The sequence below is a fragment of the Pseudomonas sp. 9.3L genome (genome assembly GCF_058536285.1).
In genome coordinates, this window is sequence record NZ_JBZUBK010000001.1 from 2,021,171 (window position 1) to 2,037,728 (window position 16,558).

Here is a 16,558-nt window from a genome sequence, read left to right on the forward strand (position 1 = left end):
ACCAAACGCCGTGGCGACAGGTCTTTCGTCTACAGACCAAGCGCCAGGTGAGAGGAACGCCGTAATGGACACGATGAATGAGCATAAAGACGTCAGCCGTAGTGACAGCCTGGAACATTCTGAAACACTGGCCAACAACACTCGCATTGAAGTGCAAGTGCGTCAGTTGTCCGACGATCAATATGAGTCTCACGTAAAGGTGTTTGATGCTGACGGCAAGAGCCTGAGCGATAAGGTGAAGTTACGCGAAAAGGATAAGGGGCCGGCCGCAGAGATACTCAAGTTTGCGGTAGACGAGGCCAAGCGCCAGGCGGGAGCACACCGTGGTGCCCCACTTGATGACCACGGTCAAAAAACGCCTATCTAGGCTGCAAAGGCGCCTCCAGTAGGCGCCTTTTTCCCCTTCGTAGCGTGGATCAGCGTGATGCAATGCGCGTTGCACCTTCCTCTGGCCCACCCCCCAAAGCTTTATAGATCTCCACGATGCCGCGGTACACCTCCACTTCGCCCAGCGCCTGTGCATCTTCAGCCGCCAGGCGTTCACGCTCGGCATCCAACAGCACCAGATAATCCACACTGCCCTCGCGGTAGCGTAGCCCCGCCAGGTCGGCGGCGGAACGGCTGGATTCACTCTGGCGGATCAGCGACACCAGCCGTTGCTGACGGCGGCCGTAGTCACTGAACGCATTCTCCGCTTCCTCCAAGGCCAACAGCACCTGCTGCTCATAAGTAGCCAGGGCCCCTTCGGCATCGGCGTTGGCACCACGGATGCGCGCGCGAACGCTGCCCAGATCGAAGGCTGCCCAGTTGATGCTTGGCCCCAGGCTCCAGGCTTGCGCGGCTGACGCACCTATCTGCGAGCCTCGGCCGGCGGTAAAGCCCAGAAAGCCGGTGAGGCTGACGCGGGGGAACAAATCCGCAGTGGCTACACCGATATTGGCAGTGGATGCAGCCAATTGACGTTCGGCCGCTTGCACGTCAGGCCGGCGCTGGAGCAGCACGCCAGGGTCGCCGATGGGCAAGGCCTTGGCGATCGCAGGCAATGGGCGGGGCGACAGGTCAACGCTCAGTGCGTCAGGGCGCTGGCCCAACAAGGTTGCAATGCGGTGGCGGGCACGTGCCTGTTCGGCCTGCAACAGCGGGATGCTGGCTTCTACGCCTGCCAGCCGGCTATCAGCGCGTACCACATCGAAGGCATCGCCCACGCCCAGGTCGCGCAGCTGTACCGTGATGCCTCGGGACGCCTGTTGGTTAGACAGGTTGTCACGGGCGATACGTTCGCGCAGTTGGCTGCCACGCAATTGGCCATAGGCGTCTACTACGTCAGCCACCAAGGTAACGCGCAACGACTGCAGTTGCGCCTGGGCAGCGGCCTGTTGGGCATCGCTGGCTTCCAGCTGGCGCTGGATACGCCCGAACAGGTCAACCTCCCAAGCCATGTCCAGGCCCAGATCATAGCGCTCCACGTTAATGCGGCGGTCGGTTTGCCCAGGCACCTGGCCTTTGCCTACCTGGCTGCTGGCCCCGGCCGTGACCACGGGCAGGGCATCATTGGCCACGTCATCGCGGAGGGCGCGGGCCGCTTTTACGCGAGCGAATGCCACCCGCAGGTCACGGTTACCCGCCAGGGCCTGGCCGACCAATTGGTCAAGGGTCGGGTCCTCGAACTGCTTCCACCACACCGCTTCAAGGCGTGAGCGGTCGTACAGCGCGCTGGCGTCCGGCTGCAGCTCGGTCAGGTGAGCCGGCGTCTGGGCCGGGGCCTGGTAATCAGGGCCCACCACGCAACCGGCCAGCGCTAGGGTCAACAGGGCAGGGGCAAAACGCAACAGTGGGCTCATGGTTGCGCCTCCAGGGGGGCTGGGTTGTTCGTCGCGGCGCGGGCCTGCTCACGGCGTTCCACGAAGCGGCGGATCAGGAAGAAGAACACCGGCGTGAGCAGCAGGCCGAAGAAGGTTACCCCCAACATGCCCGAGAACACGGCCACACCCATGGCGTGGCGCATTTCGGCCCCTGCGCCTGAGGAGAGCACCAGCGGTACCACGCCCATGATGAACGCGAAGGACGTCATCAGGATTGGCCGCAAGCGCAACCGGCAGGCTTCCAAGACCGCCGCCAACGGGTCCATGCCCTCGAGTTGCTTGTCTTTGGCAAACTCCACGATGAGGATCGCGTTCTTACACGCCAGCCCCACCAGTACGATCAGGCCAATCTGGGTAAAGATGTTGTTGTCGCTACCGGCAATGATGACCCCTGCGATCGCAGACAGCAGCGTCATGGGCACAATGAGGATAACCGCCAACGGTAGGCTCCAGCTTTCGTACTGAGCCGCCAGTACCAGGAAGGCCAGCAGTACGCACAGTGGGAAGACCAGCAGTGCAGTGTTGCCTGAGAGGATCTGCTGGTAGGTCAACTCCGTCCATTCATAGCTCATGCCGTTAGGCAGTTCGTTTTGCAGCAGTTTTTCCATGGCGGCCTGGGCCTGGCCCGAGCTGTAGCCGGGCGCGGCGGCACCGTTGATTTCAGCGGTAACGAAGCCGTTATAGTGCATCACCCGGTCCGGGCCCGACGCGTTGTCCACCTTTATCAATGTGGCCAACGGAATCATGTCGCCACGGTCGTTGCGCACTTTCAACTGACCGATCTGTTCGGCATCCAGCCGGAAGCGCTGGTCTGCCTGCACATTCACCTGGTAGGTGCGGCCAAAGCGGTTGAAGTCGTTGGCATACAGTGAACCCAAGTACACCTGCAAAGTGTCGAAGATGTCGCTGATCGCTACGCCTAGGGTCTTGGCTTTGTCACGGTCGATGTTGGCGTCTACCTGAGGCACGTTCACCGTGTAGCTGGTGAACAGAGCAGCCAGCTCGGGCACGCTGTGACTTTTGGCGATCACGTTTTGGGTTTCTGTGTACAGCGCCTCGTAGCCCAGGTTGCCCCGGTCCTCGACTTGCACACGGAACCCGCCGATGGTGCCCAAGCCCTGAACCGGCGGCGGCGGGAAGATCGCCATGTAGGCGTCTTGAATCCCTGCGTATTTGCCGTTCAGCGCGGCGGCGATAGCGCCTGCCGACTGGCTGGCATCGGTGCGCTCATCGAAGTCCTTGAGGGCCACGAACACCACGCCGTTGTTGGGGCTGTTGGTAAAACCGTTGATGGACAACCCTGGGAAGGCAATGGCGTTCGCCACGCCGGGCTGCTCCATGGCCATGGCCGACATGCGCTTGATCACGTCTTCGGTACGGTCCAGGCTGGCGGCGTCCGGCAATTGGGCAAAGGCCACCAAGTACTGCTTATCCTGCGGCGGCACGAAGCCTGTAGGGGTGTGCGCAAAGCCAAACCACGTGAGTACGATCAGGCCGCCGTACACCAGCAGAGCGACCGTGCTGCCACGAATCACGCGGCGCACGGTGCCTACATACCCGTGACTGGCCTTTTCGAAGAAGCGGTTGAAGGGCCGGAACAGCCAGGCGCCAAACACCCGATCCAGCACGCGCGAGAAGCGATCCTTGGGTGCGTCATGGCCTTTGAGCAACACGGCGGCCAGGGCAGGGGACAGTGTCAGCGAGTTGAACGCCGAGATGACGGTGGAAATCGCAATGGTCAGGGCGAACTGCTTGTAGAACTGCCCGGTGAGCCCGGAAATGAACGCCGCTGGAATGAACACCGCACACAACACCAGCGCAGTGGCAATGATCGGGCCGGTCACCTCGCCCATGGCGCGGTGCGTGGCGGCCACGGGCTCCAAGCCAAGCTCGATGTTGCGCTCCACGTTCTCGACCACCACGATGGCATCGTCCACCACGATACCGATGGCCAATACCAAGCCGAACAACGACAGCGCGTTGAGCGAAAACCCAAACATGTGCATCACGGCAAAGGTGCCGATCAGCGAGACCGGTACCGCCACCAGCGGAATGATGGACGCGCGCCAGGTTTGCAGGAACAGCACCACCACCAGCACCACCAGTATCAGTGCTTCGAACAGGGTGTGCACCACGGCCTCAATGGAGCCGCGTACGAAAATGGTGGGGTCATAGACAATGCTGTAGTCCATGCCGTCCGGGAAGCCCTTCTTAAGCTCGTCCATGCGCCCGCGCACCTCGTTGGAGATGTCGATGGCATTGGAACCGGGGCGTTGGAAGATCGGGATGGCAACGGCGGGCTGGTTGTTGAGCAACGAGCGCAGCGCGTACTGGCTGGAACCCAGCTCAACCCGAGCGATGTCGCGCAAGCGGGTGATCTGACCCTCGGGGCCTGCACGCACGATGATGTTCTGGAATTCTTCTTCAGTGACCAACCGGCCTTGGGTATTGATCGACAGCTGGAAACTGCTGGCGTTAGGCGCGGGCGGGGCACCCAGTTGGCCTGCGGCGACCTGGCGGTTCTGCTCGCGGATGGCATTCACCACGTCGGTGGCTGTCAGGTTACGCGATGCGGTCTTGTTCGGGTCCAGCCATACGCGCAGCGAGTAGTCACCCATGCCGAACAGCTGCACATCGCCCACACCGTTCAGCCGTGCCAGCTCATCCTTGATGTTGAGCACGGCGTAGTTGGACAAGTAGAGCATGTCGTAGCGTTGGTCCGGAGACGTCAGGTGGACCACCATGGTCAGGTCGGGGGAGGCCTTGTCCACGGTAATACCGATTCGCGTCACCTCTTCCGGCAGCTTGGGCTCGGTACGGGTGACGCGGTTCTGCACCTGCACTTGGGCGGTGTCCAGGTTCGTGCCCAGGGCGAAGGTGATGGTGAGCGTCAGCTTGCCGTCTGCCGTTGCCTGGGAGCTCATGTAGAGCATGTTTTCAACGCCGGTGATGGCCTGCTCCAGCGGCGCCGCCACGGTCTCGCCGATCACCTTGGGGTTGGCCCCAGGGAAGGTGGCCCGTACCACCACGGTGGGCGGCACCACTTCCGGGTACTCGCTGATGGGCAGCTGGAACAGCGAAATAGCGCCGCCGATCAAAATCAGCAACGACAACACGGCCGCAAAAATGGGCCGCTTGATAAAGAATCCTGAGAACGTCATGGCGCTGATCCTTTAGCCGCGTGGGGCCAGGGTGCTGGCGAGCTTCTGTGGGGCAGGGGTCGCTGGAGGAGTGTTGGCTTCGAGGGCCTGGCGCTGGCTAGCCAAGGCCGCCATCGTGTCCGGGCCAGCCATGGGCACGGTTTGAGGGTCTACGGTGCTGCCAGGGCGCACACGTTGCAGGCCGTTCACCACGATGCGGTCGCCTTTGGCCAGGCCGCTGCGCACGATGCGCAAGCCTTCGAGTTTGGGGCCCAGCTCGATCGCTCGGTACACGGCCTTGTTATCTGCGTCCATCACCAGCACGAATTTCTTGCCAAGGTCGGTGCCTACGGCTTCGTCCTTGATAAGCACCGCCTGGTACACACCGCTACCGACCAGTTTGAGGCGGGCATACAGGCCAGGGGTGTACTCGCCATTGCGGTTGTCAAATACGGCCCGGCCGCGAATGGTGCCGGTCTGAGGGTCTACCTGGTTGTCGAGAAAGTTGAGGTGGCCCAGGTGGGTGTCACCCTCTTCGTTCGAAAGCCCCATGTACACCGGCGCGGCGTCGCTGATACGGCCGTCTCGGGTCATCTGGCTGTATTTGAGGAAGGCGCGCTCATCGGCATCAAAGTACGCATAGACTTTGTCGGTAGAGACCACCCGCGTAAGCAGGCTCGTATCAGCGGTCACCAAGTTGCCCGCCGTGATTTCCGCCCGGCCTACCCGGCCACTGATCGGCGACGCCACGCGGGTGAAGCTCAGATTCAACCGGGCAAGGTCCAGTTGCGCCTGAATGGCCGCTACACCCGCCTTTGCAGCCTGGGCTGCGCTGTTGCGGCCGTCGGCCAGCTCTGCGGAAATGGCGTTGGCGCTGCGCAAGCGTTCGCCTCGGCTGGCTTCGCTATCACTGTTGGCAGCGTTAGCCCGCGCCTGCTGCAACTGGGCTTCGAGCCGGTGAACCTCGGCCTGGAACGGGCGCGGGTCGATCTGGAACAGCACATCCCCTTTTTTTACCAGCGCGCCCTCGGTAAAGGCCACTTGGTCGATCTGCCCCGACACCCGTGGGCGCAGCTGCACGGTTTCAGGCGCCTCCAGCCGGCCGGTGTACTCGTCCCACTCGTTAACCGGCTGGTCCAGCACCTGCGCCACGCTGACCTTTGGGGCCGCGGGTGCCTGGGCCTGTTCTGGTGCACGGCCGCACGCGGTAAGCACCGCAAGGGCCAACACGGCGATAGGGTAACGCAAGGGTTTGAATGACTGATCCATAGTATGCCCGCCCGGGTGTTATCAGGAATGCAGCGGATAATGGCGATATGAACCATCATCGACGAATCGAATGGTTCGAAGATAACTATCAGCGGGAGTGATTAAGCCGTTCGCAAGGGTAGTGCGCGTGTCTGAGGGGCAGCAGGGGTTGCGCTTGGTTCGAAGCTCCGGGAAGCTGTGACGCCATCCAAGGAGGTGTCCAGCATGCAAGGCGCGTTACGTAAGGTAGTGCAGGCCGTACTGTACGAGGCAGGGGCGCTGGTGTTTGTAGCGCCAGCCCTTTCAATCGTCTTCGATCAAGACATGGGCCATTCCACGCTCTTGTCCATTGCCATCAGCGCCATCGCATTGCTCTGGAACATGCTCTTCAACCAGGCGTTCGAGGCGCTGGAACGCCGCAAGGGCTGGCGCACCCGCACCCCGGCACGGCGATTGCTGCATGCGGTTGGTTTTGAGGGTGGGTTGGTGGTCCTGCTTACGCCGGTAATGGCCTATGGGCTAGGCGTTACCCCGGCCGTGGCCTTCGGCGCCAACCTGGGGCTGTTCGTGTTCTTCTTCATTTATGCCTACGGCTTTCAATGGGCCTTCGATAAAGCCTTTGGCCTGCCTAAGCAGCACGGAACACCTGCCGCCGCCTGCCCTAGTGCGGATTGACCTGTTGCCTGCCACTGCGTAGGCTTCCCGGTTTACCCATTCAACCGGGCGGGGTGCCTGGTGCTCAGTGCCCAGGGCCTCGGTCGTGGTCACTCAGTGCCTGCCTTGCCCTCGCGCAGGCACCTCATGAAAACCCTCAGCAAGCTCCCCGTCACCATCGTCACCGGCTTTCTTGGCTCGGGCAAAACCACCTTGTTGCGGCACATGCTTGACAACGCCGGGGGCCGCCGTATTGCGGTCATCGTCAATGAATTTGGCGAGCTAGGCATCGATGGCGACCTGCTCAAGCAATGCAGCATTGGCTGCACTGAAGAAGAAGCCATGGGGCGCGTATTCGAGCTGGCCAATGGCTGCCTGTGCTGCACGGTGCAGGAAGAATTTTTCCCTGTGATGCGTGAACTGGTACAGCGGCGTGGCGACCTGGACCACATCCTGATCGAAACCAGCGGCCTGGCACTACCAAAGCCGTTGGTACAGGCCTTCCAGTGGCCAGAGATCCGCAATGCCTGCACCGTCGACGCGGTTATCACCGTGGTCGATGCGCCGGCTGTGCTCGCCGGCACCTTCGCAGCCTTCCCCGAGGCGGTAGACGTGCAACGTCGTCAGGACCCTAACCTGGACCACGAATCCCCGCTGCATGAGTTGTTCGAAGACCAACTGGCCAGTGCCGACCTGGTGATCCTCAATAAGGTGGACCTTATCGACGCTCCTGGCCTGGAGCGCGTGCGCGCCCAGGTGAGCGAGGAGCTTCCAGCCTCGGTCAAGGTGGTCGAAGCGTCCTCCGGGCAATTGCCACTTAGCGTGTTGCTGGGGCTGGGTGCGGCGTCGGAAACCCACATCGACAGCCGCCAGACACACCATGACCAGCACCACGATGGCGAAGAAGCCGACCACGATCACGATGCCTTTGACTCTATCTGGGTCGAGCTTGCGCAAGCGCCGGAGGCGGCCTTGCTTGCAGCTTTGCAGGGCGTGGTAGAGCGTCACGCAGTGCTGCGTGTGAAGGGGTTTGCAGCCGTTCCCGACAAGCCCATGCGCTTGTTGGTACAGGGCGTGGGCAGCCGGTTTGATCGCCATTTCGACCGCGCCTGGGCCGCCAATGAGCCTCGCGTTACGCGGCTGGTGCTGATCGGCCAGGATCTGGATGGCGCCGTATTGCGGGCCGAACTCACTGCCGCGCTGAACGGCTGACCCATGCACCTGCTCAGGACCCAGCCTGGCGGCTTCGTGCCGGACGACAGCATCGCCGACCTCGGCCAAAGCCCCGCGCCGCTGGTGATTCTGTGCAGCGGCGATTCGCACCTGGCGCTACTGGCCGAGGCTGCCAAGGCCCTGCCGGCGGATTACCCCGCACTGCGCCTGGCCAACCCCATGCAGGTACAAAACCATGCTTCGGTCGACCTCTACGTTGACCAGGTGCTGCGTCGTGCCACGTTGATCGTGTTGTCCCTTCACGGCGGCGTAGGGTACTGGCGCTATGGCGTGGAGCAGCTCATGCGCTTGGCCGAGCAGGGGGTGCAGGTCGTCATGGTGCCTGGCTGTGACCGCCCGGACCCAGAGCTGGAAGCCTTGTGTACGGTTCCGGCCGAAGTGGCAGCCAACGTGTGGCAGTACGTGCGCCAAGGCGGCATGGATAACGCGCGTTCGTTGTTCGGGTACCTCGCCGATCACGCCTTCCCTGGCGTACTCACCGCACCGCTCCCCTGGCAGCCGCCAGCGGCGTTGCCCAGGGTGAGCCTGTATCACCCGTCACAGGGCGCCGTAGGCTTTGAGCAGTGGCAATCGAGTTGGCAGCACGGCGCGCCTGTCGTACCGCTGGTGTTCTACCGTTCTCACCTGCAAGCGGCCAATACAGGCTTCATCGATACATTCTGCGAAGTGCTCCTGACGGCGGGGCTCAACCCCATGCCTGTGGCCGTGGCCAGCCTGAAAGAGGCCGCCTGCCTTGCCCAACTCGAAACCTGGATGGATGCAGTAGAGGCGGCGCTGGTAATCAACACCACGGGGTTTGCCTTATCCAGCCCGGATGCGCCCCGCCAGCGACCCATGCGCCGAGACATCCCTGTAATCCAGGCGATCTGCGCGCAGGACAACCAGCCCATGTGGGAGCAGAGCGCACAGGGCTTGGGCGCACGGGACCTGGCGATGCACGTGGCCTTGCCCGAACTGGACGGTCGAATCATAGGCCGTGCGATCAGTTTCAAAAGCCTGGCCTGGCGCAGTGAGCGCAGCCAGAGCGATGTGGTGTGTTATCAGGCGCACCCTGAACGCATGGCCTGGGTGGCGGCCCTGGCGTCACGCTGGATCGCCCTGGCGCGCACAGCGGCGCCGCAAAAGCACGTGGCCTTGATTCTGGCCAACTACCCCACGCGTGATGGGCGTATCGGTAACGGGGTAGGCCTGGATACCCCCGCCGCCGCGTTGACCATCCTCCGGGCGATGGCGAGCGAAGGGTATCCAGTGGCGGGCCTGCCCGACAGCGGCACGGCATTGATCCATACGCTGCTCGGCGGCGTTACCAATGACTTGGACCACTTGGACGTACGTCCATGTGCCCAGAGCCTGTCACTGCACGACTATCAACAGGCCTTCCTTACGCTGCCTCAAAGCTGCCAGGAAGCCGTGCTCAGCCGCTGGGGCGCGCCTGAGGGGGACCCGATGTACCGGCAGGGGCGGCTGATGGTCGCCGGCCTGCGCTTTGGCGAGACCTTTGTCGGTATTCAGCCTGCCCGGGGTTACCAGCTCGATGCCAGCGCAACCTACCATGACCCCGATCTGGTGCCGCCGCACGGTTACCTTGCGTTCTATTTCTGGATTCGGCTGCACTACGGCGCCCATGCGGTCATCCATGTGGGCAAGCACGGCAACCTTGAATGGCTGCCTGGCAAGGGGGTAGGGCTGTCTGCCAGTTGCTGGCCTGACGCGCTACTCGGGCCGCTACCCAATATCTACCCCTTTATCGTCAACGACCCGGGCGAGGGCGCGCAGGCCAAACGCCGTACCCAGGCGGTGATCATCGATCACTTGATGCCGCCACTTACGCGGGCTGAAAGCTATGGCCCGCTACGCGACCTGGAGCGGCTGGCAGACGAATACTACGAGGCCCAGCTGCTGGACCCGCGCCGTGCGCTGGAGCTGCAACGGGAAATACTCACACTGGTAAAAGCTACCCAGCTGGACCGTGAACTGGGCCTTGAAGCAGGGGCCTTGGCGGATGCCGATGCCTGGTTACCGCGGCTCGATACTTATCTGTGCGACCTCAAGGAGTCTCAGATCCGTGACGGCCTGCACGTGTTTGGCGAGTCCCCCGAGGGGCGGCTTCGCCTCGATACCCTGGCAGCGCTGCTGCGGGTGCCTCGCGCTGCTGGCAAGGGCGCCGACGCCAGCCTGCAACGCGCCCTCGCCCAGGCACTGGGGCTGGGTTTTGATCCGTTGGATTGCGTCTTTGGCGAGCCGTGGCAGGGGCCGCGCCCCGCATTGTTGGCGGGCTTAGAGGCAGGTGCCTGGCGGACCCAGGGTGATACCCGCGAACGGCTGGAGCTGTTAGGCAATCGCCTGATTGAGCAGGCTCTCGACGGCACGTGGCGCTGCCCGGCTGGTGAGGGGTGGGCAGGCGTGGCGGCGGTGCTCGACGGGCTGGTGCACACCGTAGCGCCAGCGCTGGATGCCTGTGGCCCTTCGGAAATTGAACACCTGCTGGCCGCGTTGGCTGGCCGATTCGTGGAGCCGGGCCCTAGTGGCGCGCCCAGCCGGGGCCGGTTGGATGTACTGCCTACCGGACGCAACTTCTACAGCGTGGACGTGCGCAACCTGCCCACGCCTACGGCCTGGCGCCTGGGGTTCGCCTCGGCCAACCTGGTGCTGGAGCGCCACCTCCAGGACCATGGCGATCACTTGCGCGCCATTGGCCTCTCCGTATGGGGGACCGCGACCATGCGCACCGGGGGCGACGACATTGCTCAGGCCATGGCGCTACTGGGCGTGCGGCCCGTTTGGGCAACAGGCAGCCAGCGCGTGGACGACTTCGAGATCCTTCCCTTGAGCCTGCTGGACCGGCCCCGGGTAGACGTCACCTTGCGCGTGTCGGGGTTCTTCCGAGATGCATTCGGTAACCTGATCCGCCTGTTCGATGCTGCTGTGCAAGCGGTGGCGGATCTGGACGAGCCGGCAGACCTCAACCCGGTGGCTGAACGCGTACGTACCGAAACAGCCGCCCTGGAGGCCCAAGGGGTTGCGCTCGATGAGGCTCGGCGTCAAGCGGGCTGGCGGGTGTTCGGGGCCAAGCCGGGGGCATATGGCGCCGGTGTGCAGGGGGTGATCGACTCTCGGCAATGGTCTGCACGGGCTGACCTGGCGGACGCTTACCTGAACCATTCCGGCTACGCTTATGGCATGGCGGACGACGGCGCGCCGGCGCGCTCGGAACTGGCAAATCGGTTGGGCAAGCTTGAGGCGGTGTTGCACAACCAGGACAACCATGAGCACGACCTGCTCGATTCCAACGATTACTACCAGTTCCAAGGCGGCATGCTGGCCGCCGTACATCAGCAGAGCGGGCGCGAGGCGGCCAGCTATCACGGTGACCACAGCCAGGCCGACGTGCCGCGTATTCGCACCCTCAAGGAAGCGATCAACCGCGTGGTACGCGCCCGTGCGGTTAACCCCAAGTGGATAGAAGGCGCACGCCGGCACGGGTACAAGGGCGCCTTCGAGATGGCGGCCACCCTGGATAACCTGTTTGGCTTCGACGCCGCCACCGGCTTGATCGACGACCACCAATACGAGCTGCTTACCGACGCGTACCTGTTGGATGAGCAGAACAAAGCGTTTCTTCAAGCGCATAACCCCCATGCGTTGCGGGACATGGCCGAGCGCCTGCTCGAAGCACAGCAGCGTGGGTTATGGCAGGCCCCGGGGGCCTACCAGGGTGCGCTTGAAGACCTGCTTATCGATACCGAAGAAGAGGGCTGACATGCCGTTTCATTACCCCCTGGCTGCCGTGGTGCGTGCCGAGCCCCTCAAGCTTGCCTTGTGCCTGGCGGCCATCGACCCCAAGGTCGGCGGCGTGCTGATCGAAGGCCCGCGTGGCATGGCCAAAAGCACTCTGGCGCGTGGGCTGGCCGACCTGCTGGAGGGCGCCCCCTTCGTCACCCTTCCGCTAGGGGCTAGCGAGGACCGTGTGGTGGGTACGCTAGACCTCGACGCCGCACTGGGGCAGGGCGAAGTGCGGTTCTCGCCCGGTGTGTTGGCTAAAGCCGACGGCGGGGTACTGTATGTGGATGAAGTCAACCTGCTGCCTGACCCGCTGGTAGACGTGCTGCTGGATGTAGCTGCCAGTGGCATCAACCGCGTGGAGCGCGATGGGGTCTCCCATCAGCACCCGGCGCGTTTCGTGTTGATCGGCACCATGAACCCCGAGGAAGGGGCACTGAGGCCTCAGTTGCTGGACCGTTTCGGGCTGAACGTTGCTTTGGATGAGCGGCCCGACCCGTTAGCGCGGCAGGCCATCATTCGCCGTCGGCTTGCTTTCGACAATGATCCGGCCGCGTTCTGCGATCAGTGGCAGTCGGAGCAGGCCGCCCTGAGTGCACGCTGCCGTGACGCCAGGGCGCGCCTCGACGCAGTACCCCTGAGCGACGACGCCTTAGCCCATATCAGCAAGGCGTGCCACGACGCCGGTGTGGATGGCTTGCGCGCAGACCTGGTCTGGCTGCGCGCCGCCAGGGCCCACGCGGCCTGGCGAGGGGCGAGCACTATAGAACGGCAAGACATCGACGCGGTGGCTGATTTTGCCCTGCGTCATCGGCGCCAGCCTGGCCGCGCAGACGTGCCCCCCTCACCACCGCCGCCCGAATCATGGCAGCCGCCCGCTAGGGAGGGCAGCGCCCAAAGCGGTACCTGGGGCCAACTGCCCGCACAGGCAGTGCCGGCAGGGCCTCGGACCGGGCTACCGGAGTGGCCAAAAAAGCAGTAAGCCCCCGGCTGCAAGGTACGGGGGCTAAACGTACGCAGGTACTTGCGCGCCGGCCCAAAGGGGAGGGCAGCGCAGCCCCTCAAGGGCGTATCGCGTGGGCGAGCACCCTCGCCAATGGGCGGCCTCGCTGCCGTGCCGACCTGCGTTGGCAGCAGGGCCGGCAACACGTTCCACCGGTGTGGCTGGTGCTGGTAGATGCCTCGGGATCAACCCGGCGTAACGGTGCATTGGGTCGCGCTAAAGGGTTTTTACAGGCGTTGTTCGACCTCGCCTACCGCCAGCGTGCACGGCTGGCACTGCTCACGGCCAGTGGCGCCGGGCCTCAATGGCAGCATCACGGGCTCAAGGCCTCGGCGGCGTTGAAGCCCTGGCTTGACGCATTAGGCGCGGGGGGTGGCACACCCTTGCTGCCTGCCATGAGCGAAGCCGGCACCTGGTTGGCTCAGCAGCGGCGGGCCATGCCCGGGCAAGCGCAGCGCTGCGTGATCGTCACCGATGGCCGGATAAAATCACTGGCCGGGGTCGAGGGCCTCAGCTGCGATACGCTGCTGGTAGACATTGAGGCGGGGAGTGTGAGGCTGGGTAAGGGCAAATTACTCGCGCGGGCGCTGGCAGCAGAGTACGTTCACCTTGATGCATTGACCAAGGCTCCGTAAACATCGCCTTGAGCCGCGCAGGTTGGGCCTGCCCGGCATCGTAGGGCACCGCCGCCCTCAGGCCCGTGGCCGGCTGATCGCCAGGCTCCATTGCTCACCCTTACACCGGGGGCATGCAAGCCGTTGGTGACCTGCCAGTTGCTGCACTCCGCCACAGTGCTCGCATGCGTACAGGCCACTAGCCTCTGGCGACAGGGTCGGTGTGCGGAAGTCTTTGGGCAGAATGGACAGCCCCGGCTTCACCTCATCGTGCTCGTAGAAGTACACACTGACGTCGCCGTTGACTTCAAGCAGTGCCAGGCGTATCTGCCCCAAGTGCTCAGCGCCGTGCAGGCGCAGCTCCATCAGGAACTCATCATGGGTCACGTTGCCCTTGTCGAGGGTTTCCAGGTCGAACAGCCCGTCTCGAATCACCGGAAAGGCCCGGCCCTCCAACCATTCGCCGAAGCGGCTGCTGCGCTCGATCAGCCATGTGGTGAGACGGTAAAGCAGGGTCATCACCAGAAATACGGTCAGTACCGGCAGTACCGGTACGTCATCGTAGAAGGTCACGTCACCCGCCGCCGAGCCTAGGGTCAGAATGACCACCAGCTCGAACAGCGACAGTTGCCGCACGCCTCGACGGCCCGCGATCTTCAGGAACAGGAACACCACCATGTAGGCCAGCAGGGTGCGGCCTGCTACTTCCCACAGGAAGCTCAGTGACTGTTTATCGAGCAGCACGCGCTGCCAATCGAACCCGCTCATGCTCGGGGTGCGCCGGGGTGCCTGGCGAGCGGGCTCATTTGGCGCAGAGCGGCATGCTCCAGGGCGCGAGGATATAACCGTGGCTGGACAGCCCGGCACGTACCGTTTCCAACGCATTGGCAAACTGCCGAGGGTCTGAGTAGGCGCTGGCCGGCAGCTGCGCGCGGAACAGGTTATGGCTGGTGTGGTCGTCGATCACGGTGAGGCTGAGGGCGCCGTCACCGTCTTGCTGGGTCCAGGCAACACACTGGAAGGGTTCGAAAGCGTGGCCGGCGATCAGCAGGGCTTCGTTGACACGCAGCGTTGCATCCATGATTGGGGCTCTCTTGAGGGTAAGTGATAACCACAACACCGCACGTCAACAGCGGCGACTCTCTTACTGATGATGCCAAAGCGTCTGCGAGTCACAGCGTGATGCGAAAAAACGCGCATATCGCGGCAAGTGCAATGTATAGACCGGTTACCGTGGGGTAAATTCCATGCGCGCGACCAGTGAAACTATAGGTGTTCAACCCGGTGAAAATAGTGCGCTAGCGCCTTGTGAGCCTGTGCCTCACGTTCAGCCCAGTCACCGGTGAGTACGGCGTACGGGTGCTGGTGGTGCTGCAGCCAGCGCTGGCACCTGTCGAAGAATGCCTGGCGCTGGGCCATCTCGGGTTGGCACCGTTGCGGGTCGAATACCCAGGGCACACCGTAAGGTGACAGCAACAGGTGCAGGTCGTAGCGGCGCGACAGCAAGGCCGGCTCAAGCCCGGCAGGGCATTGGTCGAACAGCACCTGGCTCCACAGGATGTTGCTGAGCAGGTGCGTGTCTAGCCACAGCCATTCGGGCGCCTGCGCTCGAGCGCTGTCTTCCAGGGCCAATTGGCCACGGGCAATAGCGGGTATATCCGCCAGTGTGGTATCGCGCCCTTCCTGCTCGATAAAGGTGCGCACATATTCTTCGCACACACGCCCGCCATAGGCTCGCTGCAAGCGCAGGGCGAGGGTGCTTTTGCCGGAGGATTCGGGGCCTGTGATGACCACCACGTTCATGACTAGGGCCTTGTGGCAGGGTGGAAGGGGTGTGCCAAGGGAGGCATTGGAAGGCCTGCGGTTGTGGGTGTCAACTGCATCCCTGTCTCATAGGGCAGGGCGCAAGGATCCGTGCTGGCGTTGCACCCGCGCTTGGTTCAGAATCGCGGCGCGAACGAAAACCTGCCGGAAAACTAACCAATTTTTTATAAAACGCCGCTGTTTTCGTCGCCATTGGTCATTCTTCAAATTCGCCGTTGTTCAACGGCATCGCTTCGGGGTAAGTGAATGGACATGTGGACGGCCGCGTCGGCCATGCTGTTGGGCATCGTTGAAGGCCTGACGGAATTTTTGCCCATTTCAAGTACCGGGCACCAGATCATCGTTGCAGACCTGCTTGATTTTGGTGGCGAACGCGCCATGGCCTTCAACATCATCATTCAGTTGGGCGCCATCCTGGCGGTGGTCTGGCATTTCAGAGCCAAAATCGTCGCTGTTACAGGTGGCCTTGCCAGTGACCCGTCGGCGCGGCGTTTTACCGTAAATCTTTTGGTCGCCTTCTTGCCCGCCGTTGTGCTTGGCGTGCTCTTTTCGGATTTGATTCACCGTTACCTGTTCAACCCCGTGACGGTCGCCATTGCGCTGATCGTAGGCGGTGTGATCATGCTCTGGGCCGAGAAGCGCGACCATTCGGTGCGCGTCGATACCGTGGAGGCCATGCAATGGACGGACGCCTTGAAAATCGGCTGCGCTCAGTGCCTGGCGATGATTCCTGGTACGTCACGCTCGGGGTCCACCATTATCGGCGGTCTGCTGTTCGGCCTCTCGCGCACGGCGGCCACCGAGTTTTCATTTTTCCTGGCCATGCCAACCATGGTAGGGGCCGCCGTGTACTCGGGCTGGAAATACCGCCACCTGTTCCAACCCTCGGACCTCCCGGTGTTCGCGCTGGGTTTCGTGGTGTCGTTTATTTTCGCCATGATCGCAGTGCAGGGGCTGCTGGCGTTCATCGCGCGTCACAGCTATGCCGCATTTGCCTGGTACCGCGTAGTGTTCGGCGTGCTTATCTTGATGACGTGGCAATTCCACTGGGTGGACTGGTCAACCGCGCAAGGCTAATCGACTGAACCTCGGTAAGGGCTACGAGTCGATACTGCACGTGACCCGTCACACCTACCGCCACGGCTTTACCTTGGCGCAGTGCTGGCCTGACTTATGCTTGTGTCCGGGATGACATGAGCG

General features: G+C 62.9%; 13 protein-coding genes. 7 read left to right on the plus strand and 6 right to left on the minus strand.

What is annotated here, in order from left to right:
* The first annotated feature begins 64 nt into the window (after positions 1-64).
* Entirely contained in the window at positions 65-367 is a 303-nt protein-coding gene (locus AC4LE2_RS09270) for a hypothetical protein (RefSeq protein WP_491825471.1), read from the plus strand.
* A gap of 49 nt (positions 368-416) precedes the next feature.
* Here AC4LE2_RS09270 and AC4LE2_RS09275 read toward each other — a convergent pair whose 3' ends face one another.
* The 3 genes from AC4LE2_RS09275 to mexE are packed head-to-tail and all read right to left on the minus strand — an operon-like array spanning position 417 to position 6,271.
* Positions 417-1,841, minus strand: a complete 1,425-nt coding sequence (locus tag AC4LE2_RS09275) for an efflux transporter outer membrane subunit (protein ID WP_491825472.1) — start codon at positions 1,839-1,841, stop codon at positions 417-419.
* A complete protein-coding gene (locus AC4LE2_RS09280; protein WP_491825473.1) occupies positions 1,838-5,023 on the minus strand; it encodes an efflux RND transporter permease subunit in 3,186 nt (1,061 codons plus the stop codon). Before AC4LE2_RS09280 ends, AC4LE2_RS09275 begins: the two co-directional genes overlap by 4 nt.
* A 12-nt stretch (positions 5,024-5,035) precedes the next feature.
* Positions 5,036-6,271, minus strand: coding sequence for a multidrug efflux RND transporter periplasmic adaptor subunit MexE (gene mexE, locus AC4LE2_RS09285; RefSeq protein ID WP_491825474.1), 1,236 nt, complete (start codon positions 6,269-6,271; stop codon positions 5,036-5,038).
* Between the two features lie 204 nt (positions 6,272-6,475).
* On the opposite strand from mexE, the gene AC4LE2_RS09290 reads away from it, so the two are divergent.
* The 5 genes from AC4LE2_RS09290 to AC4LE2_RS09310 all read left to right on the plus strand — a co-directional run bounded on the left by AC4LE2_RS09290 (position 6,476) and on the right by AC4LE2_RS09310 (position 13,555).
* Positions 6,476-6,925: a PACE efflux transporter gene (locus tag AC4LE2_RS09290; protein ID WP_491825475.1), complete on the plus strand. Its 450-nt coding sequence runs from the start codon at positions 6,476-6,478 to the stop codon at positions 6,923-6,925.
* Between the two features lie 126 nt (positions 6,926-7,051).
* Positions 7,052-8,116 (plus strand): cobalamin biosynthesis protein CobW, encoded by a 1,065-nt coding sequence (gene cobW, locus AC4LE2_RS09295; RefSeq protein ID WP_491825476.1) that lies wholly within the window; start codon positions 7,052-7,054, stop codon positions 8,114-8,116.
* A gap of 3 nt (positions 8,117-8,119) precedes the next feature.
* Complete coding sequence (gene cobN, locus AC4LE2_RS09300) at positions 8,120-11,896, plus strand: cobaltochelatase subunit CobN (RefSeq protein WP_491825477.1); 3,777 nt, start codon at positions 8,120-8,122, stop codon at positions 11,894-11,896.
* 1 nt (position 11,897) lies between these two features.
* Positions 11,898-12,899 carry a magnesium chelatase ATPase subunit I gene (locus AC4LE2_RS09305; RefSeq protein ID WP_491825478.1) on the plus strand — a complete coding sequence of 334 codons (1,002 nt, stop codon included), beginning with the start codon at positions 11,898-11,900 and terminating at the stop codon, positions 12,897-12,899.
* 89 nt (positions 12,900-12,988) lie between these two features.
* Positions 12,989-13,555 (plus strand): vWA domain-containing protein, encoded by a 567-nt coding sequence (locus AC4LE2_RS09310; protein ID WP_491828100.1) that lies wholly within the window; start codon positions 12,989-12,991, stop codon positions 13,553-13,555.
* Between the two features lie 57 nt (positions 13,556-13,612).
* Here the strand turns inward: AC4LE2_RS09310 and AC4LE2_RS09315 are convergent, their stop codons facing one another.
* From AC4LE2_RS09315 to AC4LE2_RS09325, 3 genes are all read right to left on the minus strand, one after another.
* A complete protein-coding gene (locus AC4LE2_RS09315; protein ID WP_491825479.1) occupies positions 13,613-14,302 on the minus strand; it encodes a DUF421 domain-containing protein in 690 nt (229 codons plus the stop codon).
* 34 nt (positions 14,303-14,336) lie between these two features.
* Positions 14,337-14,615, minus strand: coding sequence for a hypothetical protein (locus AC4LE2_RS09320; RefSeq protein ID WP_491825480.1), 279 nt, complete (start codon positions 14,613-14,615; stop codon positions 14,337-14,339).
* Between the two features lie 185 nt (positions 14,616-14,800).
* Complete coding sequence (locus AC4LE2_RS09325) at positions 14,801-15,337, minus strand: AAA family ATPase (protein WP_491825481.1); 537 nt, start codon at positions 15,335-15,337, stop codon at positions 14,801-14,803.
* 267 nt (positions 15,338-15,604) lie between these two features.
* Between AC4LE2_RS09325 and AC4LE2_RS09330 the strand changes: the two genes are divergently transcribed.
* Positions 15,605-16,435 (plus strand): undecaprenyl-diphosphate phosphatase, encoded by an 831-nt coding sequence (locus AC4LE2_RS09330; RefSeq protein WP_491825482.1) that lies wholly within the window; start codon positions 15,605-15,607, stop codon positions 16,433-16,435.
* Positions 16,436-16,558: the final 123 nt, after the last annotated feature.

Excerpts from the sequence above, each read along its gene's own strand:
- AC4LE2_RS09270 (WP_491825471.1), top strand. The coding sequence starts at position 65 with ATGGACACGATGAATGAGCATAAAGACGTCAGCCGTAGTGACAGCCTG.
- AC4LE2_RS09275 (WP_491825472.1), bottom strand. The coding sequence starts at position 1,841 with ATGAGCCCACTGTTGCGTTTTGCCCCTGCCCTGTTGACCCTAGCGCTG.
- AC4LE2_RS09280 (WP_491825473.1), bottom strand. The coding sequence starts at position 5,023 with ATGACGTTCTCAGGATTCTTTATCAAGCGGCCCATTTTTGCGGCCGTG.
- mexE (WP_491825474.1), bottom strand. The coding sequence starts at position 6,271 with ATGGATCAGTCATTCAAACCCTTGCGTTACCCTATCGCCGTGTTGGCC.
- AC4LE2_RS09290 (WP_491825475.1), top strand. The coding sequence starts at position 6,476 with ATGCAAGGCGCGTTACGTAAGGTAGTGCAGGCCGTACTGTACGAGGCA.
- cobW (WP_491825476.1), top strand. The coding sequence starts at position 7,052 with ATGAAAACCCTCAGCAAGCTCCCCGTCACCATCGTCACCGGCTTTCTT.
- cobN (WP_491825477.1), top strand. The coding sequence starts at position 8,120 with ATGCACCTGCTCAGGACCCAGCCTGGCGGCTTCGTGCCGGACGACAGC.
- AC4LE2_RS09305 (WP_491825478.1), top strand. The coding sequence starts at position 11,898 with ATGCCGTTTCATTACCCCCTGGCTGCCGTGGTGCGTGCCGAGCCCCTC.
- AC4LE2_RS09315 (WP_491825479.1), bottom strand. The coding sequence starts at position 14,302 with ATGAGCGGGTTCGATTGGCAGCGCGTGCTGCTCGATAAACAGTCACTG.
- AC4LE2_RS09320 (WP_491825480.1), bottom strand. The coding sequence starts at position 14,615 with ATGGATGCAACGCTGCGTGTCAACGAAGCCCTGCTGATCGCCGGCCAC.
- AC4LE2_RS09325 (WP_491825481.1), bottom strand. The coding sequence starts at position 15,337 with ATGAACGTGGTGGTCATCACAGGCCCCGAATCCTCCGGCAAAAGCACC.
- AC4LE2_RS09330 (WP_491825482.1), top strand. The coding sequence starts at position 15,605 with ATGGACATGTGGACGGCCGCGTCGGCCATGCTGTTGGGCATCGTTGAA.